This is a genomic window from Campylobacter troglodytis (genome assembly GCF_006864425.1).
Lineage (GTDB): Bacteria > Campylobacterota > Campylobacteria > Campylobacterales > Campylobacteraceae > Campylobacter_D > Campylobacter_D troglodytis.
In genome coordinates this window covers 50,007-73,463 of the sequence record NZ_QHLI01000003.1, presented here as the reverse complement: position 1 = coordinate 73,463, position 23,457 = coordinate 50,007, and the positions used below count along the sequence as shown (strand labels likewise).

Annotated in this window: 33 protein-coding genes and 3 pseudogenes; 9 read left to right on the top strand and 27 right to left on the bottom strand. The window is 36.6% G+C overall.

The annotated features are described in order from the left end of the window. The first annotated feature begins 53 nt into the window (after window positions 1-53). Window positions 54-362: a hypothetical protein gene (locus tag DMC01_RS01400; protein ID WP_142692515.1), complete on the top strand. Its 309-nt coding sequence runs from the start codon at window positions 54-56 to the stop codon at window positions 360-362. 528 nt (window positions 363-890) lie between these two features. On the opposite strand, the gene secY is transcribed toward DMC01_RS01400, so the two are convergent. From secY to DMC01_RS01280, 24 genes and pseudogenes are all read right to left on the bottom strand, one after another. Further along, a complete protein-coding gene (secY, locus tag DMC01_RS01395; RefSeq protein WP_142692514.1) occupies window positions 891-2,156 on the bottom strand; it encodes a preprotein translocase subunit SecY in 1,266 nt (421 codons plus the stop codon). Then, on the bottom strand, window positions 2,153-2,920 hold the full coding sequence (gene rplO / locus DMC01_RS15710; protein ID WP_282432218.1) for a 50S ribosomal protein L15: 768 nt from the start codon (window positions 2,918-2,920) through the stop codon (window positions 2,153-2,155). The genes secY and rplO overlap by 4 nt, the downstream gene beginning before the upstream one ends. Next, a complete protein-coding gene (gene rpsE / locus DMC01_RS01385; protein ID WP_142692513.1) occupies window positions 2,917-3,366 on the bottom strand; it encodes a 30S ribosomal protein S5 in 450 nt (149 codons plus the stop codon). The genes rplO and rpsE overlap by 4 nt, the downstream gene beginning before the upstream one ends. Window positions 3,367-3,376: 10 nt before the next feature. Next, on the bottom strand, window positions 3,377-3,733 hold the full coding sequence (rplR, locus tag DMC01_RS01380) for a 50S ribosomal protein L18 (RefSeq protein ID WP_142692512.1): 357 nt from the start codon (window positions 3,731-3,733) through the stop codon (window positions 3,377-3,379). Between the two features lie 9 nt (window positions 3,734-3,742). Next, window positions 3,743-4,279 carry a 50S ribosomal protein L6 gene (gene rplF, locus DMC01_RS01375; protein WP_142692511.1) on the bottom strand — a complete coding sequence of 179 codons (537 nt, stop codon included), beginning with the start codon at window positions 4,277-4,279 and terminating at the stop codon, window positions 3,743-3,745. Between the two features lie 51 nt (window positions 4,280-4,330). Further along, a complete protein-coding gene (rpsH, locus tag DMC01_RS01370) occupies window positions 4,331-4,726 on the bottom strand; it encodes a 30S ribosomal protein S8 (RefSeq protein ID WP_142692510.1) in 396 nt (131 codons plus the stop codon). 9 nt (window positions 4,727-4,735) lie between these two features. Further along, window positions 4,736-4,921: a type Z 30S ribosomal protein S14 gene (locus DMC01_RS01365; RefSeq protein WP_142692509.1), complete on the bottom strand. Its 186-nt coding sequence runs from the start codon at window positions 4,919-4,921 to the stop codon at window positions 4,736-4,738. Further along, window positions 4,914-5,468: a 50S ribosomal protein L5 gene (gene rplE / locus DMC01_RS01360; protein WP_142692508.1), complete on the bottom strand. Its 555-nt coding sequence runs from the start codon at window positions 5,466-5,468 to the stop codon at window positions 4,914-4,916. Before rplE ends, DMC01_RS01365 begins: the two co-directional genes overlap by 8 nt. Before the next feature lie 2 nt (window positions 5,469-5,470). Further along, window positions 5,471-5,698: a 50S ribosomal protein L24 gene (rplX, locus tag DMC01_RS01355; RefSeq protein WP_142692507.1), complete on the bottom strand. Its 228-nt coding sequence runs from the start codon at window positions 5,696-5,698 to the stop codon at window positions 5,471-5,473. Next, on the bottom strand, window positions 5,692-6,060 hold the full coding sequence (gene rplN / locus DMC01_RS01350) for a 50S ribosomal protein L14 (RefSeq protein ID WP_142692506.1): 369 nt from the start codon (window positions 6,058-6,060) through the stop codon (window positions 5,692-5,694). The genes rplX and rplN overlap by 7 nt, the downstream gene beginning before the upstream one ends. Continuing rightward, window positions 6,060-6,311: a 30S ribosomal protein S17 gene (gene rpsQ / locus DMC01_RS01345; RefSeq protein WP_142692505.1), complete on the bottom strand. Its 252-nt coding sequence runs from the start codon at window positions 6,309-6,311 to the stop codon at window positions 6,060-6,062. Before rpsQ ends, rplN begins: the two co-directional genes overlap by 1 nt. Beyond that, window positions 6,311-6,505, bottom strand: coding sequence for a 50S ribosomal protein L29 (rpmC, locus tag DMC01_RS01340; protein WP_142692504.1), 195 nt, complete (start codon window positions 6,503-6,505; stop codon window positions 6,311-6,313). Before rpmC ends, rpsQ begins: the two co-directional genes overlap by 1 nt. Beyond that, window positions 6,492-6,917, bottom strand: a complete 426-nt coding sequence (gene rplP / locus DMC01_RS01335; protein WP_142692503.1) for a 50S ribosomal protein L16 — start codon at window positions 6,915-6,917, stop codon at window positions 6,492-6,494. The genes rpmC and rplP overlap by 14 nt, the downstream gene beginning before the upstream one ends. Next, window positions 6,917-7,618, bottom strand: a complete 702-nt coding sequence (rpsC, locus tag DMC01_RS01330; RefSeq protein ID WP_142692502.1) for a 30S ribosomal protein S3 — start codon at window positions 7,616-7,618, stop codon at window positions 6,917-6,919. The genes rplP and rpsC overlap by 1 nt, the downstream gene beginning before the upstream one ends. Window positions 7,619-7,866: 248 nt before the next feature. Then, window positions 7,867-8,283 (bottom strand): annotated as a pseudogene (rplV, locus tag DMC01_RS14650) (50S ribosomal protein L22); the annotation flags it as partial. A 7-nt stretch (window positions 8,284-8,290) separates the two neighbouring features. Then, entirely contained in the window at window positions 8,291-8,572 is a 282-nt protein-coding gene (gene rpsS, locus DMC01_RS01320) for a 30S ribosomal protein S19 (protein ID WP_142692500.1), read from the bottom strand. A 1-nt stretch (window position 8,573) separates the two neighbouring features. Then, a complete protein-coding gene (rplB, locus tag DMC01_RS01315) occupies window positions 8,574-9,404 on the bottom strand; it encodes a 50S ribosomal protein L2 (protein WP_142692499.1) in 831 nt (276 codons plus the stop codon). Window position 9,405: 1 nt separating this feature from the next. Beyond that, entirely contained in the window at window positions 9,406-9,687 is a 282-nt protein-coding gene (locus DMC01_RS01310; RefSeq protein WP_142692498.1) for a 50S ribosomal protein L23, read from the bottom strand. Between the two features lies 1 nt (window position 9,688). Further along, window positions 9,689-10,300, bottom strand: a complete 612-nt coding sequence (gene rplD / locus DMC01_RS01305; protein ID WP_142692497.1) for a 50S ribosomal protein L4 — start codon at window positions 10,298-10,300, stop codon at window positions 9,689-9,691. Next, window positions 10,297-10,872 carry a 50S ribosomal protein L3 gene (gene rplC, locus DMC01_RS01300; RefSeq protein WP_142692496.1) on the bottom strand — a complete coding sequence of 192 codons (576 nt, stop codon included), beginning with the start codon at window positions 10,870-10,872 and terminating at the stop codon, window positions 10,297-10,299. The genes rplD and rplC overlap by 4 nt, the downstream gene beginning before the upstream one ends. Window positions 10,873-10,882: 10 nt before the next feature. Beyond that, on the bottom strand, window positions 10,883-11,194 hold the full coding sequence (gene rpsJ / locus DMC01_RS01295) for a 30S ribosomal protein S10 (protein ID WP_142692495.1): 312 nt from the start codon (window positions 11,192-11,194) through the stop codon (window positions 10,883-10,885). A 332-nt stretch (window positions 11,195-11,526) separates the two neighbouring features. Continuing rightward, window positions 11,527-12,189, bottom strand: coding sequence for a DUF3226 domain-containing protein (locus tag DMC01_RS01290; RefSeq protein WP_221887117.1), 663 nt, complete (start codon window positions 12,187-12,189; stop codon window positions 11,527-11,529). Beyond that, on the bottom strand, window positions 12,173-13,234 hold the full coding sequence (locus tag DMC01_RS01285; RefSeq protein WP_142692494.1) for an AAA family ATPase: 1,062 nt from the start codon (window positions 13,232-13,234) through the stop codon (window positions 12,173-12,175). Before DMC01_RS01285 ends, DMC01_RS01290 begins: the two co-directional genes overlap by 17 nt. 43 nt (window positions 13,235-13,277) lie before the next feature. Further along, window positions 13,278-13,352, bottom strand: a pseudogene (locus DMC01_RS01280) (30S ribosomal protein S10); the annotation flags it as partial. 499 nt (window positions 13,353-13,851) lie between these two features. On the opposite strand from DMC01_RS01280, the pseudogene DMC01_RS01275 reads away from it, so the two are divergent. After that, window positions 13,852-14,670: pseudogene (locus DMC01_RS01275) on the top strand (IS1595 family transposase). 1,167 nt (window positions 14,671-15,837) lie between these two features. Here the strand turns inward: DMC01_RS01275 and DMC01_RS13045 are convergent. Next, window positions 15,838-16,731 carry a hypothetical protein gene (locus tag DMC01_RS13045; RefSeq protein WP_185908581.1) on the bottom strand — a complete coding sequence of 298 codons (894 nt, stop codon included), beginning with the start codon at window positions 16,729-16,731 and terminating at the stop codon, window positions 15,838-15,840. 81 nt (window positions 16,732-16,812) lie between these two features. Here DMC01_RS13045 and DMC01_RS01270 point away from each other — a divergent pair, with 81 nt between their 5' ends. Continuing rightward, on the top strand, window positions 16,813-17,352 hold the full coding sequence (locus DMC01_RS01270) for a thermonuclease family protein (RefSeq protein WP_142692493.1): 540 nt from the start codon (window positions 16,813-16,815) through the stop codon (window positions 17,350-17,352). A 707-nt stretch (window positions 17,353-18,059) separates the two neighbouring features. Beyond that, window positions 18,060-18,263 (top strand): hypothetical protein, encoded by a 204-nt coding sequence (locus DMC01_RS01265; RefSeq protein ID WP_142692492.1) that lies wholly within the window; start codon window positions 18,060-18,062, stop codon window positions 18,261-18,263. Here the strand turns inward: DMC01_RS01265 and DMC01_RS01260 are convergent. Then, the gene (locus DMC01_RS01260; protein ID WP_142692491.1) at window positions 18,260-18,832 is read right to left on the bottom strand and encodes a hypothetical protein; all 573 of its coding nucleotides are present in this window, start codon (window positions 18,830-18,832) and stop codon (window positions 18,260-18,262) included. The genes DMC01_RS01265 and DMC01_RS01260 overlap by 4 nt on opposite strands. Before the next feature lie 191 nt (window positions 18,833-19,023). Between DMC01_RS01260 and DMC01_RS15705 the strand changes: the two genes are divergently transcribed. The 4 genes from DMC01_RS15705 to DMC01_RS01245 are packed head-to-tail and all read left to right on the top strand — an operon-like array spanning window position 19,024 to window position 20,686. Continuing rightward, window positions 19,024-19,149, top strand: coding sequence for a hypothetical protein (locus DMC01_RS15705; protein ID WP_282432216.1), 126 nt, complete (start codon window positions 19,024-19,026; stop codon window positions 19,147-19,149). A gap of 47 nt (window positions 19,150-19,196) precedes the next feature. After that, window positions 19,197-19,811 (top strand): tetratricopeptide repeat protein, encoded by a 615-nt coding sequence (locus DMC01_RS01255; protein WP_221887116.1) that lies wholly within the window; start codon window positions 19,197-19,199, stop codon window positions 19,809-19,811. 15 nt (window positions 19,812-19,826) lie between these two features. Then, entirely contained in the window at window positions 19,827-20,228 is a 402-nt protein-coding gene (locus tag DMC01_RS01250; RefSeq protein ID WP_142692489.1) for a hypothetical protein, read from the top strand. Beyond that, on the top strand, window positions 20,228-20,686 hold the full coding sequence (locus tag DMC01_RS01245) for a TIR domain-containing protein (protein ID WP_185908580.1): 459 nt from the start codon (window positions 20,228-20,230) through the stop codon (window positions 20,684-20,686). Before DMC01_RS01250 ends, DMC01_RS01245 begins: the two co-directional genes overlap by 1 nt. Window positions 20,687-20,694: 8 nt before the next feature. Here DMC01_RS01245 and cmoB read toward each other — a convergent pair whose 3' ends face one another. Further along, window positions 20,695-21,540, bottom strand: a complete 846-nt coding sequence (cmoB, locus tag DMC01_RS01240) for a tRNA 5-methoxyuridine(34)/uridine 5-oxyacetic acid(34) synthase CmoB (RefSeq protein WP_142692488.1) — start codon at window positions 21,538-21,540, stop codon at window positions 20,695-20,697. A gap of 354 nt (window positions 21,541-21,894) precedes the next feature. Between cmoB and DMC01_RS01235 the strand changes: the two genes are divergently transcribed. Continuing rightward, entirely contained in the window at window positions 21,895-23,127 is a 1,233-nt protein-coding gene (locus tag DMC01_RS01235) for a sodium/glutamate symporter (protein ID WP_142692487.1), read from the top strand. Window positions 23,128-23,457: the final 330 nt, after the last annotated feature.

The following is a 23,457-nucleotide window of genomic DNA, read 5'->3' as shown; positions in this document are numbered from 1 at the left end:
ATCTATTGTAAAAGGTAAAAAAGCTTAATCTATGCTACAAAAGAAACGGCTATATGCAAACTACAAAGGCAAGAGGTAGATTGCAAAAGCATTGCAAAACAACAAGGACTTGCACAAAACCAAGAGCCTCCACCAATAGCATACAGAGTTTATGTTGTAATTTACGAGTGCAAGTGGTAAAAGAACTTAAAAATTCAGGCTTTTGCTTTGAATTTTACTTTTTGCTAATGCAAAATACTAACCCCCATAAACCTCTTCGCAAGAGAAGGGGCTTTTCGTGCGGAATACGGAATACGGAAAACAGAAAACGGAAATTCACGCAAAAGCGTGAATTTATGGATATTTCGCTTCGCTCAATATGACAAGAAATTCAAGGTTTTCGTCTGAATTTCTATGGATTGCCACGAATTTGCTAACGCAAAATCTCGCAATGACGACAAAGTGTGAATTTCTACGAAAATTTATCTAAAATTCACGCAAAAGCGTGAATTACCCACCCCCAAACCCCCTCCGCAAGGGAGGGGGCTTTTCGTGCGGAATACGGAATACGGAAAACAGAAAACGGAAATTCACGCAAAAGCGTGAATTTTAAAAAAAGCTAGAAATTTTAACGGAATTTAGTTAAAAAATTTGCAAAATTCTACGCTAGAAATGTTTAAATCAAAGCGTTTCCACAAGCGAAGTATTTTGGATGAGAAAGTGCTTTTGCGGGGCGTGGATTAAACAGCTTAGTTTATCAAGCCCCGCAAAAGTGCTTTATCGCCAAAAGACAAGCGAGAAACGGGCTTGAATTAGAGTAAAATGCGATTTTGGATACTTCGCTATGCTCGCAATGACGGAGTTTTAAGACAAAAATCCAAAGTCGTTAAAATAGCCCTTAAATTTAAGGCTTAAAGCCCCACAGCACTTAGGGTTTGATACTTATTCATATAAATTTGTGCTTCTATTTTACGCATAGTATCAAGGGCAACTTGCACCACGATGAGAACTGAGGTGCCACCAAAATAAAAAGGCACGCCCATAAGCTTTACAAGCACCCAAGGCAAAGTCGCCACAAGCCCCAAGTAAATAGAACCTGATAGGGTTAATCGGCTTGCTACCTCGCTAAGATAGCTGCTAGTGCCTTCCCCCGGACGAATGCCCGGTATAAAGCCACCTTGCTTTTTGAGATTTTCGGCTATGTCTTTGGGATTAAAGACTATGGATGCGTAAAAATAAGCAAAGAAAATCACAAGCAAAAAGGTTAAGAAATTAAACAAATAGCCCTCAGGATTTAAAAAATCATTGATTACCCTTACATATTCGTTCGTGCTTGCTTGCAAGATGGTAGCTGGAAACATTAAGATAGCACTTGCAAAGATGGGAGGGATTACTCCGCTTAAATTTATCTTAATGGGGATGTAGTTCATAATGCGTTTGTTTTGATTTTGCATTACAACCTTGCGAGAGTATGAAATGGGAACGCGTCTTTCTCCAAGCTCTACAAAGATAATCGCACCTATGGTTAGCAATATGATGACTAAAATCGCAAATGCCGTTAGGAAATTCATCTCGCCTGTGTTGATTAAATCCACAGTTCCTCCGATGGCAGATGGAATTCCGCTTACAATTCCTGCAAAGATGATGAGTGAAATTCCATTACCCACGCCTCGCTGCGTGATTTGCTCGCCAAGCCACATTAAAAGCATAGTTCCTGCAAGCATTGAGATGGCTGAAAGGGCGACAAATAAATTCATATTTTCTATCATAATAGCACCCTGACCTGTGCTAGAGTGTAAGCCCTGCAAGCCTATGCTAACGCCTATGCTTTGAATAAGCGTGATGAAAATGGTGGCGTAGCGGATGATTTGCATATATTTTTGCATACCGTCTCGCTCTTTTTTCATCTTGCCTATGTTAGGAAAGGTTGCCGCAAGTAGCTCCATAATAATGCTTGCTGTGATGTAGGGCATAACGCCAAGGGAGATTATGGAAAATCTCTCAGCTGCTCCTCCGCTAAACATATTAAAAAGCCCTAAGGCGTTGTTTGAGTTTTGGTTGAAAAAATCCGCAATCACCGCTGAATTTACACCTGGCACAGGCACAAAGGCTAGAACGCGGTAGGCAAATAAAAATGCTAGAGTGATGAGGATTTTATTCATCAAGGCTTTATTCATTTAGCTTCACTTTCTTTTTTGGTGCTTTTTGTTTCAGTCTTTGGAGCTGAATTTGTCGCCTTTTTACTAGCTTTTTCGCCACTTGCTTTTGTGGCTGAATTCTTTGCTGAATTTTCAGCCTTTGAAGCAGTTTTAGACGAAACTTTTTCAGCCTTTGTTGAATTTTGAGCCTTTGAGCTTGTAGGCTTCACTGAATTTTCGGCTTTTTCACTAGCTGAATTTACAGGCTTTTCGCCCACTTTTTCAGCCTTTACACTTGCTGCTTTTTCATCTGCTGAATTTTTAGCCGATTTTGCTGAATTTGGGCTTGAATTTTCAGCTTTTGCTACTTTTTCGCTTTTTTTAGTTGCGACTTTGGCTGAATTTTTTGAATTTTCTTGTCCGCTTGTGCTTATTCTTTCATCTTTAATCTTGCTTGCAAGTTCCTTTGCACCTTTGCCTATGAGCTTTATCTTAGTAACTGATTTTGCAAATTTATGCACGTCTTTAAGGCTTTCAAAGCTGATTTCAGCTAAATCCTTAATGCCCCTTATCTTTTCTACATTTATGGCATAGGGCTTTGTGATTTTAGAGCTAAAGCCAACCTTTGGTAATCTTCTTTGCAGTGGCTGCTGTCCGCCCTCAAAGCCTCTTTTTTCGTTATAGCCCTTGCGAGCGGTTTGTCCCTTGCCACCCTTTGTAGCGGTTTTTCCCATACCGCTACCTTGTCCTCGTCCTATCCTTTTGGTTTTATGGGTTGAATTTGGTGCTTTTGTTAGATTCATCGTCTATCCTTTAGCATAGTTAAAGCCTTGATGGTTGCACGAACGACATTTGCTGAGTTGTTTGAGCCTAGAGACTTTGTGAGTATGTCCTTAATGCCTGCAAGTTCCATTATAGGACGAGTTGAACCCCCTGCTATAACCCCTGTTCCTTCACTTGCAGGTTTTAGTAAGATTCTACTAGAATTAAACTTAACCTCCACATCGTGAGCTATGGTAGAGCCTTTGGTTTTAACCTCAATGATATTTTTAAAGGCATCATCAACGCCCTTGCGAATGGCATCTGGCACTTCCTTTGCCTTTCCGTAACCTATACCCACAAGCCCTTTTTTATTGCCCACGACCATAAGGGCTGTGAAGCGAAAACGCCGTCCGCCCTTAACGACCTTGGTAACCCTGCCTATATCGACAATGATTTCTTCAAATTCTTCTCTATTGTAATTTTGCATTCTTGCTCCCTTATAGCTTTATGCCGTTTTCACGCAAAGAGTTAGCTAGCTCGGCTACAACGCCGTGATACAAGTAGCCATTTCTATCAAATACCGCATTTTCAAGTTTCTTATCCTTTAAAATCTTGGCAAATTCAAGCCCCACCTTCTTTGCACCCTCTTTGTTTGCCCTTATGCCAAGCTTTTTGCCATCAATGCTAGCTATGGTATGAGCCTTGCTATCATCAATGGCTTGCACATAAAGTGTGCGGTTTGACTTAAACACAGAAATTCTAGGCAGATTTTGTGTGCCAAAAATCTTTGCCCTAATTCGCTTTTTTCTTTTGATTCTTAAAGCTAATTTTCTCTTTAAAACCTTTGCTCTCATCTTATGCCCTTATTTCTTAGAAGTCTTGCCCGCTTTGCGGATAATGCGTTCATCGCTATACTTCACACCCTTGCCCTTGTAAGGCTCTGGGGGTCTAAATTCACGAATTTGTGCTGCTACTTGACCTACTACTTGCTTGTCGCTTCCCTTGACTATGATATTATTCTTATCAAGGGCTATTTCTATGCCCTCAGGTATGGGGTAATTTATGGGGTGAGAAAATCCAAGGGTAAGCTCTAAAACCTTGCCCTTTAAGGCTGCCTTGTAGCCTACTCCGTTTATTTCAAGGCTCTTGCTAAAGCCTTGCGTAAGCCCTACTACTACATTATTTGCCAAGGCTCTATAAGTTCCCCAAAAGGCTCTACTTTGCCTGTCCTCGCCCTTTGGAGAAAAAATCAAAGCATTATCTTTTAGCTCAATGCCTACATCGCCTTTGGTGTCTAGTTCTTTGGCGAGATTGCCCTTTTTAAATTTAAGCAAATTGCCTTCTAATTTCACCTCTACTCCACTTGGGATAGTTACTGGTTGTTTGCCTATACGAGACATATTTTTATCCTTTTTACTTGTCTATGATACTTCTATCAAATGCCGTAAATTTTACCAAACCGTGCATAAAATTTCGCCGCCCACGCCCATCTTGTAGGCTTCATCGTTTGGCAAAACACCCTTGCTTGTGCTGACAACTATAGTGCCATAACCATTTTTAAATCTTTTTATCTCATCCTTGCCCTTATAAACCCTGCGTCCGGGCTTTGAAACCCTTTTAAGCTCGTTTATAACGCTTCTTCCTTGCTCATCATAACGCAAAATCACGCTTATGAATTTTTTCTTGTCCTCTTCGATGACAGTAAAGCTTTCTATGTAGCCCTTTGCCTCAAAGATTTGCACCAAGGCTTCGACAACCTTTGAGTGTAAGAGCTTTGTGCTTTCAAGTCGCCTCATACCCGCATTTCTTATGCGAGTTAGTGAATCTGAAATTATGTCGTTAATCATCTTTTATCCTTACCAACTTGCTTTTTTAAGCCCGGGTATCAAACCCTCATTTGCCATCTTTCGTAGGCACACTCTGCAAATTCCAAAGTCTCTATAAACAGAATGTGGGCGACCGCAAATTTTACATCTTGTATAAGCACGAGAACTAAATTTAGCCTTTCTTGCTGCCTTTGCTATCATTGATTTCTTAGCCATTTTGTCGTCCTTTTGCGAAGGGAATGCCGATGAGTTCGAGCAGTCTTTGTGCCTCTTTGTCTGAATTTGCTGTGGTGATGATGGAGATATTCATTCCGTGTGTCCTTAAAATTTTATCATACTCTACCTCTGGGAACATTAGCTGTTCGTTGAGTCCAAAATTATAATTTCCTCTGCCGTCAAAGCCCTCACGGCTTAGCCCTCTAAAATCCTTTACCCTTGGAAGTGCTATGGAGATTAGCTTATCCAAAAATACAAACATATTATTTTTTCGCAACGTTACCATAACGCCCACAGGAAAGCCCTCTCTAACCTTAAAACTTGCCACTGATTTTTTAGCCTTTGTGATGACAGCCTTTTGTCCTGCGATGAGTGAGATGGTATCGGCTACATTTTGAAGCACCTTTGTGTCCTTTGCAAGCTCGCCAGCACCAACGCTAATGACGATTTTTTCAAGGCTTGGTATAAGCATAGGATTTTTGAAATTAAATTCCTTGCTTAAAGTAGTTTTAATCTCTTTGTTATACTTTTCTTTTAATCTTATCATACCTACACCTTTGCTACATTTGAAATGTCCATAGGCATTTCCTTGTTGATAAAGCCACCATTTGGAATTTTATCGCTTGGCTTAACAGCCTTTTTAGCGATTTTGCACCCCTCAACTATCACCTTGCCTGTTTTAGGAAACACAGCTAAGACCTTGCCTGTCTTACCCTTGTCATTGCCAGCGATGACCTTGACCTCGTCATTTTTTTTAATTTTTCGTTTCATCACAATACCTCCGGTGCTAGTGAGACTATCTTCATAAAATTCGCATATCTCACCTCACGCCCCACAGGACCAAAGATACGAGTGCCTATGGGTTCTTTTTTATTATCCAAAATCACGGCTGCATTTTCATCAAAGCGAATGAGCGAGCCGTTTTCTCTGTGAATTTCTTTTTTAGTTCGCACTATGACAGCCTTTACAACCTGTCCTTTTTTCACCTTGCCATTTGGCAAAGCCTTTTTTACAGAAGCAACGATGACATCGCCTATGGACGCATATCGTCTTTTGCTGCCTCCTAAAACCTTAATGCACATCAATTCCTTTGCCCCGCTGTTATCAGCCACGGCAAGCCTTGTAAAACTTTGTATCATCACTCAACTCCTGTTGCCACCACCGCTTTTAAACGAAAGGACTTTCTTTTTGAAATGGGTCTGCATTCTAAGGCAAGCACTGTGTCGCCTACCTTTGCTGTGTTTTTCTCATCGTGGATAAGGTATTTTTTAAACCTTTTTACGGTTTTGTGATACCTAGGATGCACGACCTTTCTTTCAACCAAAACGCTAGCCGTTTTGTCTCCACTTTTTTGCACGACAATGCCTTGAATTTCTCTTTTAAATGCCATTATTTGTCCTTCTTTAAAGCGTTTATAGCAGTGCTTATACGAGCTATGTTCTTTCTTGTCTGTCCTATTTCTTTTGGGTTTGTAAGCTGCATAGTTTTAAGCTTTTGCCTCTTTTCAAACAAAAGCAACTTCTCATCCTTTAGCATTTTGTTTAGCTCAGCTGCTGTCTTATCTTTTAACTCAGTATATTTCATTTTGACTCTCTCTTGTTATAAACTTGCTTTTAAATGGGAGTTTGTGCATAGCCAAGGTCAAAGCAACCCTTGCCATAGCCTCATCGACACCTGTCATTTCAAACAAAATCCGGCCGGGCTTAATGTTCATAACCCATTCCTCAACTCCGCCCTTACCCTTACCCATACGAGTTTCAAGGGGTTTTTTTGTCAAAGGCTTGTCAGGGAAAACGCGTATCCAAGTTTTACCTTGCCTTTTTACAAAGCGAGTGAGTGCAATTCTTGCTGCTTCAATTTGTCTTGAATTCACGCGTCCTGCCTCAACAGCCTTCAAGGCATATTCACCAAAGGTAAATTCAGTTCCCCTACAAGCATAGCCGCGGTTGCGACCCTTCATTTGCTTTCTATACTTTGTCCTTTTTGGCATTAACATTATTTGCTCCTTCTTGTGCGTCTAGGCTTTTTAGGTGCATCTTCGCTCTCGCTTTTTTCAGCTTGAACGCCCTTTTGTAAAATCTCTCCCTTAAAAATCCACACCTTAACGCCTATGTTTCCATAAGTCGTGCGAGCCTCAGCAAAGCCGTAATCAATCCTAGCCCTTAAAGTATGAAGCGGCACGCGTCCCTCTAAATACCATTCAGTGCGTGCCATCTCAGCACCGCCCAAACGCCCAGCAACGCTTACCTTAATGCCCTTTGCACCTGCTTTTTGCGCGCCTTGAATGACCTTTTTCATAGCTCTGCGAAAGGCTATTCTTTTTTCAAGCTGAGTGGCAACGCTTTCAGCAGCAAGTTGTGCTGAAGCACCTGCCTTTCTTTCCTCTTTTATGTTTATGGTAAGGTCCTTTTTTATAAGCGAAACTAGCTCGTTTTTAAGCACATCAACATCAGAGCCTTTCTTGCCTATGATAATGCCCGGACGCGCTGCTACAACGGTAACACGAAGTTTCTTAGCCGTTCTTTCAACTAAAATTTGAGAAATGCCAGCATAATAAAGCTTTCTTTTAAGAAATGCCCGAATTTTATAATCCTCGCTGATATTTTCAGCCAAATTTGCCTTGGTAGGAAACCACCTTGACTCCCAATTTCTGTTGATGCCTAGCCTCATACCTACTGGATTTACTTTTTGTCCCATACTTAGTCTTCCTTTGTCTCGCTCTTTTTAGCCCTTGCGGGTGCTTTTTTTGCCTCGCCTTTGGCTGTCTTTGAATTTTCACTGCTCAAATTTTCTGCCTTTTTGTCCTCGCTCACTGCTTTGCTTGAATTTTCTGCCTCGCTTGAATTCACATTTTTAGTTGAATTTTCAGCTTTTTTCTCGCTAGAATTCACGGCTTTGTTTGAATTTTCTTTAGAATTCACAGCCTTGCTTGAATTTTCACTTACCTTTGTTGAATTTTGGCTTGAATTTTTTGCTTTGGAGCTTGAATTTTTAGCCTCGTTTGTAGCCTTGCTTGAATTTTGTGTGGGCTTTTTAGCTTTTTCCTCAGTCTTTTCAACTACAACCAAAATATGAGAACTTGGCTTTCTTATGCGACTTGCACTGCCTCTTGCCCTTGGCTGAAAGCGTTTTAAAACAGCACCCGCATCCACGCGGCAACTTACCACTTCAACCTCATTTGCCTCAAAGCCCCCATTTGCCACCGCACTAGAAATGGCATTTGCTATGAATTTTGCCCCCTTATTTGGCATAAATTTCAAACTAGCCATAGCAAGTTCAGCATTCATACCCTGAATCTGCCTTGCAATAAGCCTTGCCTTTGTGGGCGATAATCTTAGATATTTAATCACTGCCTTACTCATATCTCACCTACTTACCGATTTTCTTTTGCACTGAGCCCTTATGCCCCTTGAAAGTGCGTGTTGGAGCAAACTCGCCAAGCTTGTAGCCTATGTGATTTTCAGTTACATAAACAGGGATAAAGCTCTTGCCATTATGCACATTAAAGGTAAGTCCTATCATATCAGGCACTACTGTGCTTCTTCGGCTCCAAGTTTTTATGGGTTTGTTATCATTAGCCTTTTTTGCTGCGATGACCTTTTTCATCACGCACTCATCGACAAAAGGACCTTTTTTTAATGATCTTGCCATTTTATTTTCCCTTTCTTCTTGAAATTATGAGCTTATCGCTTGCCTTTTTGCGGCGAGTTTTAAAGCCCTTTGTTGGTTTGCCCCAAGGTGTAACAGGGTGGCGTCCTGAATTCTTTTTACCCTCGCCACCTCCGTGTGGGTGATCAACTGGATTCATTGCCGAGCCTCTTGTTTGTGGGCGAATGCCACGGTAGCGATTGCGTCCGGCTTTGCCTATGGTAATGTTTGCCCATTCTTCATTGCCTACCTCGCCTATGCTAGCCATACATTCAGCCAAAATCTGCCTCATCTCCCCACTTGCTAAACGCAAGATGACATATTTTTCTTCTTTTCCCATAAGCTGAGCGTAGGCACCTGCTGAGCGTATCATTTGTCCGCCCTTGCCCGGCTTTAATTCTACATTATGCACTATGGTTCCAACAGGGATATTTTTAAGTTTCATAGCATTGGCTGGCTTTATATCAAGTCCGCTTTCAGCAGAAGCTACTATGTCGCCTACCTTTAAGCCCTTTGCGGCTAAGATATAGCGTTTGTCGCCATCCTTGTAGGCTATTAAGGCTATGCGGCAGGTGCGGTAAGGGTCGTATTCTATGGCTTCGACCCTGCCTTCAACACCAAATTTACGGCGTTTGAAGTCGATTATGCGGTAAAGTTTCTTTGCCCCTGCTTGTTTGTGTCTGCTTGTGATGCGTCCGTAGCTGTTGCGACCAGCACTTGAGGGTAATTTTACTAGCAAGGAACGCACACTTGGCTTTGCTGTGATGTCATCAGAGCTTAGTCCTGTGATATACCTTCTGCTTGGGGTGTAGGGTTTGTAGGTTTTAATCGCCATCTTAAGCCTCCATATTTCCTAAGCTAGCCCCCTCAGGCAGCTTGACATAAAATTTCTTGTAATCATTCCTTGTTCCCAAACGCTGACGAAATCTTTTCACCTTGCCATTTACCCTTAAAGAATTCACGCTTTGTGGGCTTACTCCAAAATACTCTTTAAGCACGGCTTTGAGGCTATTTTTAGTCATCTTTGGCGAGGTTTGAATCACAACTACGCCTTGTTCTTGTAAATTCAGGCTTTTTTCGGTGTAAAGTATAGTCTTTATATCAGTAATATCAGCCATTTTAACCCTTTATGATTGATTCATAAGCTGTTTTTTCCATAATCACAGCATTAAAAACGCTCAACAAATAAGCATTTACCTCGCTTAAATCCACCACATAGCAATTTGCCAAATTCCTAAAAGCCAAAAGCGTCTTTTCATCAAGCAAATCCTTAACTATGAGTGCGTCTTTTAAGCCAAGCTTTGAGATTACAGCCTTTGCGTCCTTTGTCTTGCCACTTTCTATGCTTAAATTTGACACTACAAAGAGAGCATTTGCCTTTGCCTTGTCCATCAAAGCGCGTTCAAAGGCTAGTCTTTTTTGCTTTTTATTGACCTTTTGATAGTAATTTCTCGTATTTTTAGGACCAAAGGCTACTCCACCTCCGACCCAAACATTTGTTCGTGTCGAGCCAGCCCTTGCACCGCCTCGTCCTTTTTGTCTAAAAGGCTTTTTGCCACCCCCACTTACCTCGCTGCGGTTTTTGGTGTGAGCTGTGTTGGCTCTAAGTGCTGCCATATAGGATTTCACATACAAATAAAGATTATGCGGATTTATCTTGTCAAATTCAGCAGGCAAAGCACTTTCACTTGCTTTTTCAAAATTTTCATTTAAAATTATAGCCTTACTCATTTTGCTATCCTTATCTTGCCATAAGCTCCGTTATAGCCTGGCACTGCACCTCTTAAAACTAGGATTTTATTGCCCTCATCATAAGAGATAAGCTCGTTTTTAACGCTTACTAGGACATTTCCAAACTGCCCTGCCATTTTCATTCCGGGTCTAACGCGGCCTGGCCATTCTCTGTTGCCGATAGATCCGTGACGTCTATGAAAACGAGAGCCGTGGCTTTTTGGACCGCCACTAAAGCCGTGTCTTTTCATAACGCCACTATACCCACGACCCTTTGAGTTAAAACTTACCTTTAAAATCTTTGCTTCTTTTAGGGGTGCTTCGTCTATGTCGCCTACTTCTTTGTTTGCTACCTTTAAACTTGCAAAGCGGTTAAATTCAGCCGAGAGCTTGAATTTTTTTTGCTGTCCTGCTACGCATTTGTTTGTGCCTTTGCCCTTTGAGTAGGCTACAAGTGATTTGCCCTCATTTAGCTCGCAAACCTTGGTGCTAACAAGCCTTAAAAGCGTAACGGCAAAGCTAGGATTAGCCACAACCCTACTCATACCTATCTTTTCAACTATATATTCCATAATTTCTCCCTTATTTGCCCATAGCCCTTACTTCTACATTCACCTCTGGGGCTAAATCAAGCTTGGTTAGGCTATCTACTGTATCAGGCGTGGCTGCGACTATGTCAAGCATCCTTGTGTGAATTCTCAGCTCAAACTGCTCTCTTGAATCCTTGTTAATATGAGGCGAACGCAAGACTGTGTAACGTTTAATGTGGGTTGGTAGTGGCACAGGTCCTCTAATATCAGCACCCGTTCGCTTGACAGCCTCGACTATGGCTGCAACTGTCCTATCTAAAACCCTATGATCATAGGCTTTAAGCTTTAATCTTATCCTTTCCATAAATATCCTTTACAAAGAACTCGTTAGTCTAAGCTAAACAAAAATGTGATTTTATTAAAAACTTAGTTTAATGTCAAGGAAATTAAGCTGAATTTTTGAATTTTTTTCCTTGTAAGAAGGATAAAACTTTAAATTGTATTTGGCAAAATAATAAGAGTGTTTAAAATATTACCCTTATAAATAAGAAGTTCTCTACTTTAATCAATGTAGCTTGGTAAAATAAAAAGATGAAAATAAATTAAAACAGACTCTTACAAAGCATTACAAATTCAAAGTAGATATTATCAATAAATTTAGCAAAGAAAACTTCGTAAGCAAGAAAGATCTAATGTTTAAGGTTTTTTAGTCTTGCTTTTAATTTTGGCATTTTTAGTTGTTTGCATAAGAAAATTTTTAAGATTGTCTAAATATGGATTTTGCAAATCCCATATATCTTCATTTAGTTGAAAATTTTCATCAATTTTTATGTCAAAAGAACTAAGATATGCAAATACCTTTGATTTTTTCTCTGGTAATTTAATTTTAGAATTTTGATTTTGTAGTCTCGTAATACACTTGTTATAATCATCAAAACATTTAAGGATACATTTTTCTTTGGCTATATTTTCTAAGAGCGTTTCTAAGTTGCCCTTATCTTGATTGTTTGGTATGAGAAAAATTTCACATTGTTCTTTTAAGATAGTATCTAGCGAACTTTCACATTGTTTTTTTAAGCTAGTCTCTAACAAATCAAGTTGATTATGAATGTTTTTTAAAGATTTTTCCTTATCATCATCTGCATCAAAGATGATCAATATCCTTTCTCCTTTTGTCAATGCTTTTTCGATATATTGTCTTACCCTTTGTATTCCATTATTCTCATTTTTTTGGCTCTTATCTTTTCCTTTGCTTGTAAAAACCTCACATTTAAGGGACAAATAATTACAATAAGACTCAATAAAATGTTTATCTGTATCTCCTTCTACAATAATCAACATTTTATCCTCTTGTTTCATTTCCATTAATCAAAGCGTGAACAAAATTTTCTCCATTATATTGTACGCCCCTTAGTTTATTCTCTTTATCGTAGTAGATATTAAAAAGTGCTACATTCTTTATTTTATCATCTTGTTTTTCAAGTTTTAATGCCAAGTTTTTCAAAAGCTCCTTATTGTGTGTTGTAATAAAAAATTGAGTATCTTTTGGTGTTTGAAACATTGATTCTAAGAGCAAATCAATACTTTCAAAATGTAGTCCATTTTCTATTTCATCTATAATGATATATTTTTTATCAGAAAGTATTGCAACAAGCATAAAGATGTAGGATTGAAAACCTTGTCCAAGTAAGCGAAAATCGATGGCATGTTGCAAACCTTTTTGCTGCACTAAGATTTTATTCCCACCAACAAATTTTAAATCCTCAATATCTAATGCAAATTCTTTAATTTTTTGTTGCAATTCTTTGGCTTTTTCATTATCTGTAATAACTGCAGATAAATTATTAATAAATCTATTGAAATATTCCCTATTTTTTACACTAGCTATAAATTCTATACTATTTAAAGATGATGTAAAAGTCCTCTTTTCAGTCTCGTTCATAGAAACATTATATGCCGTTTGATTTGTTTCAATTTTATTGAATGAAATGCTACTAGAAAACGACTTTTTATTTTTTGATTCAAAAGAAAATTTTAAGCTATTTTTTAAATTATAAGAATTTGATCTGTCAATATAAGCAGTTTGTTTAGAAATAACCAAGCTTTGATTTTCAAAATTTGGACTAAGTTCTAATTTTTCTAGATCTGATTCTAGGGTGATAAGCTCATTTGTTTTGTAATCAAAAAATAAATTTTCAAAACAAGCATCGTCCCCAAGCATACTTCTTTCATTTAACAAAGAAATAAGAATTTGTGGATGTTTAGCCAAAAATAAACTCAAAGCCTCTAAAATAGAAGTTTTACCGGTATTTGCTTTTCCAACAAAAATATTAACTTTTTTAAAACCATTTAGTTTTAAATCTTTAAAAGCTTTAAAATTTTTAATACGAAATTCTTTTAACACTAGTTATTCTCCACCATATAAGCTCCATTTAAAATGTGCTTATTCGTCTAACAGCCTCAACTATGGCCGCAACTGTTCTATCTAAAACCCTATGATCATAGGCTTTAATCTTATCCATAAATATCCTTTACAAAGAACTCCTTAGTCTAAGCTAAATAGAAATGTGATTTTATTAAAAAACTTAGTTTAATGTCAAGGAAGTTAAGCTGAATTTTTAAATTTTTTTCCCTATAAAAAGGATAAAACTAAGATTTTAAATGAGTAAAAATTCACAATTAAGCCTATCAATGCTTCGTTTAAGTAAATTTTAATAACAATTTAGCCTTTGAGGGCTTAGCCTTTAATCAAAGCTCTTTTTCAAGCTCACTCCAACTTTGGCTACTTCATAGGGATAAACTACATTATTCTATTTCTGCTTACTGCCTTATGTAGCCCCTGTTATTACGTAGCTACAAGAGCACGAAGCAAAACATCGCCTAGTAATACTTCGCCTTGTCAATTTATAGCAAAAAAACTAAGCTCATCCATAAAATTCACGCAAACGCGAATTTTCACTTTGTTTTAAGTATTTTAAAAGACTCAAGACAACTTAAGCTCTAAGAAATAAGCTTCAAGTTATGATTACAGCAATGAAAAATAAGTATATCAATAGTTTCAAAATTTCAGATGCTAAATTTAAAGAAATTGTAAAGTATTTTTTGCTTCGCCTTGCGGCTTGCAACTTTGCAAGAAGCCTTGATATTGAAGCAGTAAAAATTGCAAAAATTACTCAAATATCAGAGCAAACTTTATGCAAACTCTTTAAGCAAATTAGAATCTTAATTGCACAAGAATGTGAAAAAATCTCTAAATTAAATGGTGAAATAGAAATTGATGAAAGCTATTTTTTACAACGCTAGGCTTGTAACTGCTAGCAGAAGGTGCAAAAAGAGGCAGAGGCAAAAGAGGCAGAGGAGTAGGTAAAAAAACACCTGTGTTTTTGCTTCGTGTTACGCGTCTTGCAACTTTGCAAGAAGGTATGTTAAAACGCTAGGCTAGCGTTTATACCCAAGTAGTAAAGAATTGTTTTGCTAGTGAGCTTTTGCCTTACCTAGCTTTGCAGACTTAGAATCTAGCATAATTTATAGTGATACTTGGAAAGCTTATGATTAACTTGTAGATTTTTTGCTTCGTTTCACTTGCAACTGCGTAGTAGAAGGAGCTAAAGAACATTTAGAGTAAAACACTCAAAAAATGAGTTTGGCTAAGAATCACATAAATGCAATTGTGAATTTCTTAGGCTTTACTAAACATAGCTTAGCTAAATTTAAAGGAATCAAAAAGGAAGATTTTATGCTTCATTTAAAATAAACAGAGTTAAGACGAAACTTCAAGGTCAAGATTTGTATAAAATCTTGCTAAAAATGATAAGAAATAATTCGCTTAAGTTGTCTTGAGCCATTTTAAAATAGCTTGTTTGTGAATTTTATAAGCATTTAACCTTTATTTTAGTGTTTTTGTGAATTTTTGCCTTAAAAGCGTGAATTTTTACTTTGACAAAGCAAAACATACAAGGCCTTTGGCTAGTAGCTTTTGAGAGTACTTTTCAAGCTTTTCTAAAATAGATTTGGTTTTTTGGGAGGCTGTTAGCATAGTTTTAAATCTTGTATGTTCTTGATGGAGATTAAAGAATATAAATAAAAGACATAGATGTTTTACTAGTTTCAAAGGAGGATGAAAGGGGCGAGATAGCAGTCTTTAAGCCCTTAAAAATGCATTTAGTTAATTGAAAGAAAAAACAAAAAAGCAAATTCGTAGCTACTGTTATGAAGTTAGCAATCTAAATATAGTTTCATTATTTTTGAGATCTTTTGCAAAGTTCTTTAAGGAAATGTTTTGTTGAATTAAGCAGATATTTTCATAGTCTTGCAAAGTTTGTTCTTTTGAGTAGTAGGCAAAGAAGCTATGTTTTATTAGAAAAATTCGTTTGCAAAAGAAACTAGGCTTTGATATACTTTGGCTTTGCCTCAGTATGACAAGAATTTAAGGATTTATTGGTCTTAGTGGATATTTCTCACACATTTAATATGACAAAGTTTGCTTTGCATTAGAAGGTAAAAGACTAGTTGGATACAATTTAAAAATTCAAATAGTTTTATTTTTAAATTTAAGTTTATTCATCTTAATTCTTGCGAGGTCTAAAATGAGAATTTATAAAATTTTATCTATTTTTGTAATGTTTAGCAAAAATTTCTTTTAAAATTTGAGATTCTTCGCTTTGTATGATAAAGTTTGTATTTTATCTAAAATAAATACTTTTTTAAAAAGAGCCTTTTTAAATTTAATTTCACCCCATCTCCAGCACAAGCAAACACCTCGTTTTAAATTTTCCATTTTAAATTTGAAGTGAAAAACTAAATGTCTTTTATAAAATAAAAAGCCTAGAATTCATAAAAGCTTCATCAAAGAAAGTTCTATCAAGGCTTGATGAAATTTGACTTAGATAACTTAATATACGCAACTTAAAGCTTTTTTCTTTTTGAAACTTTGGGCTTTGAATTTAAAAATATAGTTTAAGTTCTCTTGCTATTAATATTACTTGCAAGGCTAAATTACTTCGCATCTCACCTTCCCTCGCTAAGCCTCATCTCATAAGAATTTGTATCATTGCTAAATACACTAAGTCCTTGCTTTGAGCTTACAGTTAGGCATTCTAACTCCTCTTTTATAAGCTCACATTGCCACCATCTTGTAAAAAAACTGTGAGAGCTTAGAGCTATTATAAAACTTGTCTCATCAAGCTTAAAGATAAAATACCCCCCGCTTTGTCCTAGATCCTTGATTAAAAAATTTTTGTATTTAGTGGGGGTGTTTATGCTTATAAAGAAATTATTCTTATTTTTTTGCAAACTAAGGCTTAATTCATCGCTAAGATAGCCTTTTTTGTCTTCGTTTTTGTAAAGATAATACACGCTGCTTTGCAAGTTATAAACAAAGCGGCTTGTTGTATTATTATCCCTCCAAAGCTCCCAGCTTGGCTCATTTTGCCAAAGTTCTTTTAATTCAAAAAGCCTTGTTTCAAGTCCTATTTTTGTCTTTGTGAATTTAAGATCAGCTAGGCTAAGATTTGGCAGTAAGGGCATTTGCAAGAGGATCTTGTCCTTTTGGCTTTCTATGCTTTGAGTGCTAAAATTCATATCAAAGGGGCTTAATTCTTGGATAAATACATTAAGCTCTTCTTTTATTATGCTTTCATCTTCTAGCCATTCCTCAAAAGTGCTACTTAAATTCTCTTCAAGCTCATTTTGACTTAGCTCTTTATCTTTGAAATCTTGTAAATCTTTATCTTGTAACTCTTGTAACTCTTGTAACTCTTGTAACTCTTGTAACTCTTGTAACTCTTGTAACTCTTGTAACTCTTGTAACTCTTGCAGATCTTGCTTTATCATTTTTTCTTCATCCTCATACAAAAAATACAAGCTCAAAACAACAAGCAACAAAAGATATAAAATTCTCATCTCAAACTTTTCACGGCTAAAATTCAGTTTGTTAGCCCAAAATTTATTATAATTATACGAAATTTTATTTAAAGTAGCTTTATGAGGATAAATTATAAAAGATTGATGAGCTTAAGAGCCTTGGCTAGCGATCCAAAAAGGCTTTTTATCTTGCTTGTGTTTTTAGCACTTGCCTTGCTTCTTAACTCCTTTGCTACAAATGAAAGCATAGAGGGCAAGGTGATTAAGGTATATGATGGAGATACCATCACAGTTTTAGATAAGAGGGGTAAAAAGCATAGCATTCGCTTTTATGGCATAGATGCACCTGAAACAAATCAGCCCTTTGGCAAGGAGTCAAAAAACCATCTTGCCTCCCTTGTAGCCAACAAAAGTGTCAAGGTAACGGTTAAGGACAAAGATAAATACGGCAGGATTGTCGGCATAGTAAAGCTAAATGGCAAGGATATTAACAAGATGATGGTAGCAAGTGGGTATGCCTGGGCTTATACTTATTACACGGATCTTTATTTAAATGAGCATAAAAAGGCCAAAAAACAAAGACTTGGACTGTGGAGGGGCAAAAATCCCATAGAGCCATATAAGTGGAGAAAGGATAGGGAAAAAAGCCCTTCAAGGTGATAAGCTTAAATTCAAGGCTTGATTTAAAAACAGTTTGACAGTTTATAGTTTTAAGATCTTAAATTCATAGGATTAAAATTTGCAAGGTGCATTAAACTAGAAAATGAAGAGCCTTGAATTTAAAGGACGGTTGAGATTATAAATTTGGATAAAAGCTTTGAGTTTGATAAATTTAAAGGCTATATTTTAAAAAGTGCCGATCTTTTCGCATAGGCTTGTCAAAATGATACTCTTGCAAAAAGAAGATCTAGTGGCTTGTAAGAGTAGCAAGGTAAGCTTTTGTGAGAGCCTATGCTTAGTATGTTTTAAATTTAAAGCTTGTTCAATATGAAAAATATTTTTTTAAATTCAAATATTAACAAATCATTTTAAAACAAGCTTAAATTCAGCAAGAATTTAAGGCTTGTAGGTTTAGACTGAATTTAAATCAAAGGCTCTTTTAAAAAAGTGCCGATCTTTTTACATAAATTTTGTTAAATTGGTATCTTTGTGAAGTGCTAGTGGCTTGGCATTAGGTGCTAAAACAAAAAAGTTCTTTTTTTAAAAAAAACCTTGAGAACTCTTTGCTTTGACTATGTCTAAAAGTATCGCTGTATAGAAATGCTTAATATGAGAAAAAGCGACATTTTTAAAAAAATATTTTTAAATTTAAACAAATCCAATTTTTAAAAAAAGAGTTTAAATTCAAACAAAAAGAAAGGCTAACAATGCTAAAAAATCTCAAAAAAATTTGCAAGATCTATATACTCATACCCTTAATAGCTTTGCTTTTTTCTGCTTGTTTTATAAATGAAAGAGGGCTTTCAAACCGCTTTTATGATGACTGTAAGCCCTATTATGATGCAAGTGGGAGCTATCACGAGGAGTGCATACCAAATTGGTTTGATCTGCCTCTTACTCCAAAGCCTTAGAGACCTCCAAAGGCATTAAGTAGCTTCATAGCCTCTGCTTCATCAGAGTTATCAGCTTTTTCGTCCTTGTCGTTATCTTTTTTGATAGGATTGCTAGTTGGAGGACGTTTAAGCTTAAAGATATGATCATCTGTTACAACAAGGCTCATACTTGATTCAAAGACCTTGATCTCATTTACAGAGCCTACTATCTTAACATCTCTTTTTTTCGAGCTATCATCAAAGAGAGCCTGGGCTTCAAGGATTAGCACATCTCCTAGCTTTAAGGGTGCGTAAAACATAGACTTTGAGGTTATAAGCACTGAATACTCTTTGTTTATGGCTGCTTGGGCTACATAGTTTGCAGCACTGAAAACAAAGGCATCGTGAATTAGCCCATACTCATCCACTACCATCTCAGCCGTTGGGATAAAAACAGACTTAGCCTGATTTTCAGAAAACTCTGAGATTGTACCAGCCAAGGTAGCACTGATATTAGGACAAGTTAGAAGCTCACCTCTTATCCTAGCTGCTTCCTCTTGGGATACATATTTTTCAATCTTTGTGTAATTAACGCCTTGCTTAATCATAGCCTCGCCTTTAAAAATATTTACAATCAAATCGACAAAATCCAAAAAATTTTACCATTAAAAATTTATTTTAAGTAAAAGTTTTTAACTGAGAACCTAAAGTTTTTGCAAAAATTGTCAATTTTTCATCGCACTTTAAGCAAAAAAAAACGATAAAATCAACTCAATTAAAGAAAATTAAAGGAGCAAAAATGAGAAACTTAGCTAAATTTGCGTTGCTAGGCTTTATGGCTTGGCTTTTAAAATTCCGTGAATTTTTTAGCAAAATGGCAAGAAATTTACAAATTTTAAGGTTAAAAACTCAAAGTTATATTTAAATTTCTCTTTACAAAGGACAAAAAGGTTAATCGCAATTTTCACCTTTGTGGTTGGTGCGGTGAGTGCGGGTTTTGGTGCTACTAGCGATACTGAATTTAAGGAAATGCAAGATAAATGCTATGATAAAATAGATTTTAAATCGTGCGAAAAATTATGTGATTTAGATGATGGCAAGGGGTGTAATATACTTGGTATTTTATATCTTAAGGGACAAGGTGTTGGCAAAGATTTATCAAAAACCATAAAACTTTATGAAAAGGCTTGCGATTTAAAATATGCCAATGCTTGTGGTAATCTTGGCGGACTATATTACAGCGGACAAGGCATTAAACAAAACAAAAACAAGGCAAAAGAGTTTTTGGATAAGGCTTGTGATTTGGGCGATTCAATGTCTTGCGATAATTATAAAAAAATGGTAAATTCTGCGCCAACTACTTCTAGTTCTGAAGAAACGCTTACTTCTATTAAAAAAAGAGCTATTGAAAAGTGGTGTGATAAAATTGGAAATGCGGATCCTCGATGTGGTGAGTGGGCGAAGAAAGGATGGTATGATCCTAGTCAAAGAATTGAACGAGAAATGTTAAGAAAAATGGAGGACATAGAAAGGCAAATGCAAATGGATAACATACAAAGGCAACAAAGGCAAATTTACGGCTACTAAGAAAGGGTAATTAAAATGGCGGAGGACAAACTTAAATTTTTAGAATTTATCCAAAATATCATCACAAGAATGAATACAAATTCATTTCAAATTAAGGCTATGTGTGTGGCTATCATTTCTGCCATTTTTGCGGTGTATGCGACAAATGGCAACAAGGCTATCTTTTATGTAAGCCTTGTTGTGTTGGGGCTTTGCTGGGTTTTTGATGCGTATTATTTGTGTCAAGAGAAAAAATTTAGAGCCTTGTATGATGAGGTGCGAAAAGAAGATAGCAAAGTGCAAATGTTTGACTTAAGTGCTTTTAAAAACTATCATAAGGATTGTTGCGGTTGTTTTAAAGCTTGGTTTTCTAAAACGATTTTGTATTTTTATGCTTTGTTAGGTGTTTGTATTTTTGTTTTAAAGGAGATCTTATAATGAAAAAGGTATTTTTTAGCTTTCATTACGAGCTTGATTTTTGGCGTGTAAATCAAGTGCGAAATATGGGCGTTGTCGAAGGACAACAAATTTGTAAGCCAAATGAATGGGAGGAAATCAAGCGTAAAGGTGATGAAAATATCAAAAAATGGATAAATGATAATATGAAAGAGTGTAACTGTGTTATCTTGCTTATAGGAGAAAAAACTCATACTAGAAGATGGGTAAGACACGAAGCAAAAAAGGCAAGAGAGCTTAAAAAGCCTATTTTTGGCATATTTATTCATAATTTAAAAGATCAATATGGCAAAACAGCAAGGCGGGGGCAAAATGTTTTTGATATTTACGCTTATGAGCCTAAAAACTATGATGAAATAAGAGAAAATTTAAGTTCTTGGATAGACAAACAATGTGATTTATTAAAATATAAAAACACTTTACCCACAGATAGAGACTGAAAAAAGCCCTAAATTCCAAGCCTCACATATACCCTTTGAGGTGCAGGATATCCCTCGCAAGTAAGATTTGAATTTAAAGGATCTAAAAAATCACTCAAAGAAAAGCCATCGCTCCACTCAGTTTTTCTTTGCTCAAAGCTGTCGGTAGTTTTGGTGGCAAGCACTTCAAAGTGTGAAAATCCCGCCCTCTCGCACCAGTTTTTCAAAGCTAAGATAGAAGGCACAAAGTAAATGTTGGAGATTTTAGAATAGGTTTTTTTCGGCACAAGGGCGATTTCCCTTTCATCTTCTATGAAAACCGTGTCTAAAAATACCACCCCTTTTTTGTTTAAACCAGCTTTTAATTCTTTAAGCATTTTAAGGGGATCGCTTCTGTGATAAAGCACCCCAAGACAAAAGATAAGATCAAATTTATGCTTGTAGTTTGGCAAGGCTTCAACCCCCAAAAGCTCGTATTTTATGGCAGTTTTAGCAAGGGCATTTATGAGCTTAAACTGCAAAAAGCAACGCATACTTGGATCAAAGCCAACAAGTTTTTTGGGGCTAAACTCAAGCATCTTAAACATATAATAGCCATTATTACAGCCCACATCAGCTACCACCTTACCCTGAATTTCGTTTAAATAGGGCTTTAAAAGATTAAACTTCACAAAGCTTTGCCACTCACTATCAATGAAAAGCTCATTTATGCGAAAGGGTCCCTTTCGCCAGGGCTTTAAATCAAGCGCAATTTGTTTTATTTCCTCATTAAATTCAAGCTCGCAACTCAAATTCACGCTCTCATCTAGGCTTAAAATGCCCTTTTTAACGCGCTTTTCTAAGCTTTCTATTTGTTTAAGAAGCTCTTTTGTCATCTTATCCCCTTTAAGCTAAATTCTATTTTTCAAAGGCAAATTTTAGCCAAGTCATTTAAAAAATGCTCAAATTTAAAATAGGCATTTAAAAAGTTTAAATTCAAGCAAACTAAAAAAGATCTTTAAATCCCATTTAAACACCCTAAATTGTTACCTATGGTAATTTTATCTTTAAAAAGCTTAAATTCAAAAAAAAAAAAAACGCTAAAAACTACTCTTTTTTTGCTAAGATTTATGTTAAGGCTTTTTAAAGGCATTTATCTTTCTTGGCAAAGTAGCTAAAACCAGCTTTTTGGCAAAAGCTTAGGTGATAAATCAAGATCTTTGAAGGGCTTTTTGATTTAAGGGGGATTTATGATTGAGGTTGGAATGTTTAGCACCCTAATGCTTGCTGTTTTGGCCATTTATGCGGGTGAGTTTTGCAGAGAAAAGATTAAAATTTTAAAGACTTGGTGTTTGCCTTCTGCTGTTGTGGGGGGTACTGCCTTTGCTATTTTAACAGCACTTTGTTATTCAAGTGGGATCCTTGCTTTTAGCTTTGATTATCAGGTGATGAATAAATTTTTTTACAATGTCTTCTTTGCAGCCTCTGGGCTAAGTGCTTCTTTGGCCTTAATTAGACACGGAGGCAAATTGGTGCTTATCTTTGCCTTTTTAGCAGCCTTACTTGCTATCTTTCAAAATGTCCTAGCCATTGGCATTGGCTCCTTGATGGGCATGAATCCCCTTGTTGCCTTAATGGCAGGATCAACTCCCCTTACAGGAGGGCACGGAAATTCAGCCTCCTTTGCTCCCATAGCCGTTGAGATGGGAGGAGAGGGAGCCTTGGAGGTGGCAATTGCCGCTGCTACCTTTGGTCTTGTAAGTGGGTGCATAATGGGAGGTCCCATTGGCAGAAGGCTAATTACAAAGTATAAGCTAGATAAAGAAGAAAGCCTTACAAGGCAAGAAGATAGCATAAATGCCAAGATCAAAGCCTTTGTAAGCTCAAAAAGAGCCCAGCAAGCGGTATTTATCCTACTTTTAGCTTGTGGGATAGGCGAGGTGCTTTTTGTCTTTTTTAAATGGCTCATTCCAAGCGTGAATTTACCCATACATGTTATGAGTATGTTTGGTGGGATACTTTTAAGATTTATACTAGATAAAAGATCAAAGAATTTTCAAGAAGAGGAGCTAAAAGAAAGAGAAGCCTTGTATGAGAGCATACAGATCGTAGGGGCTGTGTGTCTTAGTCTCTTTGTGTCCTTATCTATCATAACGATGAAATTATGGGAGCTAGCCTCCTTAGCCTTGCCCTTAATCACGATCTTGCTTTTACAATGCGTGTTTATTTATTATTTCATAGTCTTTCTTACCTTTAAGATGTGTGGGAAAAACTACGATGCTGCCATCATTAGCGTAGGACACTGTGGCTTTGGGCTTGGGGCTGTGCCTGTAAGTATGGCTACTATGAGCTCGGTTTGTGAGAGTTACCGCTACTCAAAGATAGCCTTCTTTGTGGTGCCCTTAGTGGGCGGCTTTATAAGCAATATCACAAATGCCATCATCATAACGGCATTTTTAAATATAGCCAAGGCTATGCTGTGAATTTGGCTGTTTTATACTCTGCCTTAAATTTGCATTAAATAACAAACAAGAATGCTTTGTTTAAATTTAAGGTTTACTTAATTTGCTTTATCACATCCAAAGCCAATGCGATAAAAATTTTTGCGATAACTAAGGGGACTTGAATTTAAAAAATTCAAGCAAGTTAAACAATTTAAATAGGTTTAAATAAAGCTTAAACAAGCTTTAAAAAGTAAGGTGTTGCTTGAATTTAAAGGTCTAAATTTAAAAATTAAGGTAAGTTTGTTTAAATTTAAGGTCTAAGCTTTGAGAATTCAAGCGAGGTTTTTTGAGTTTTTAGTATCTAAGCTT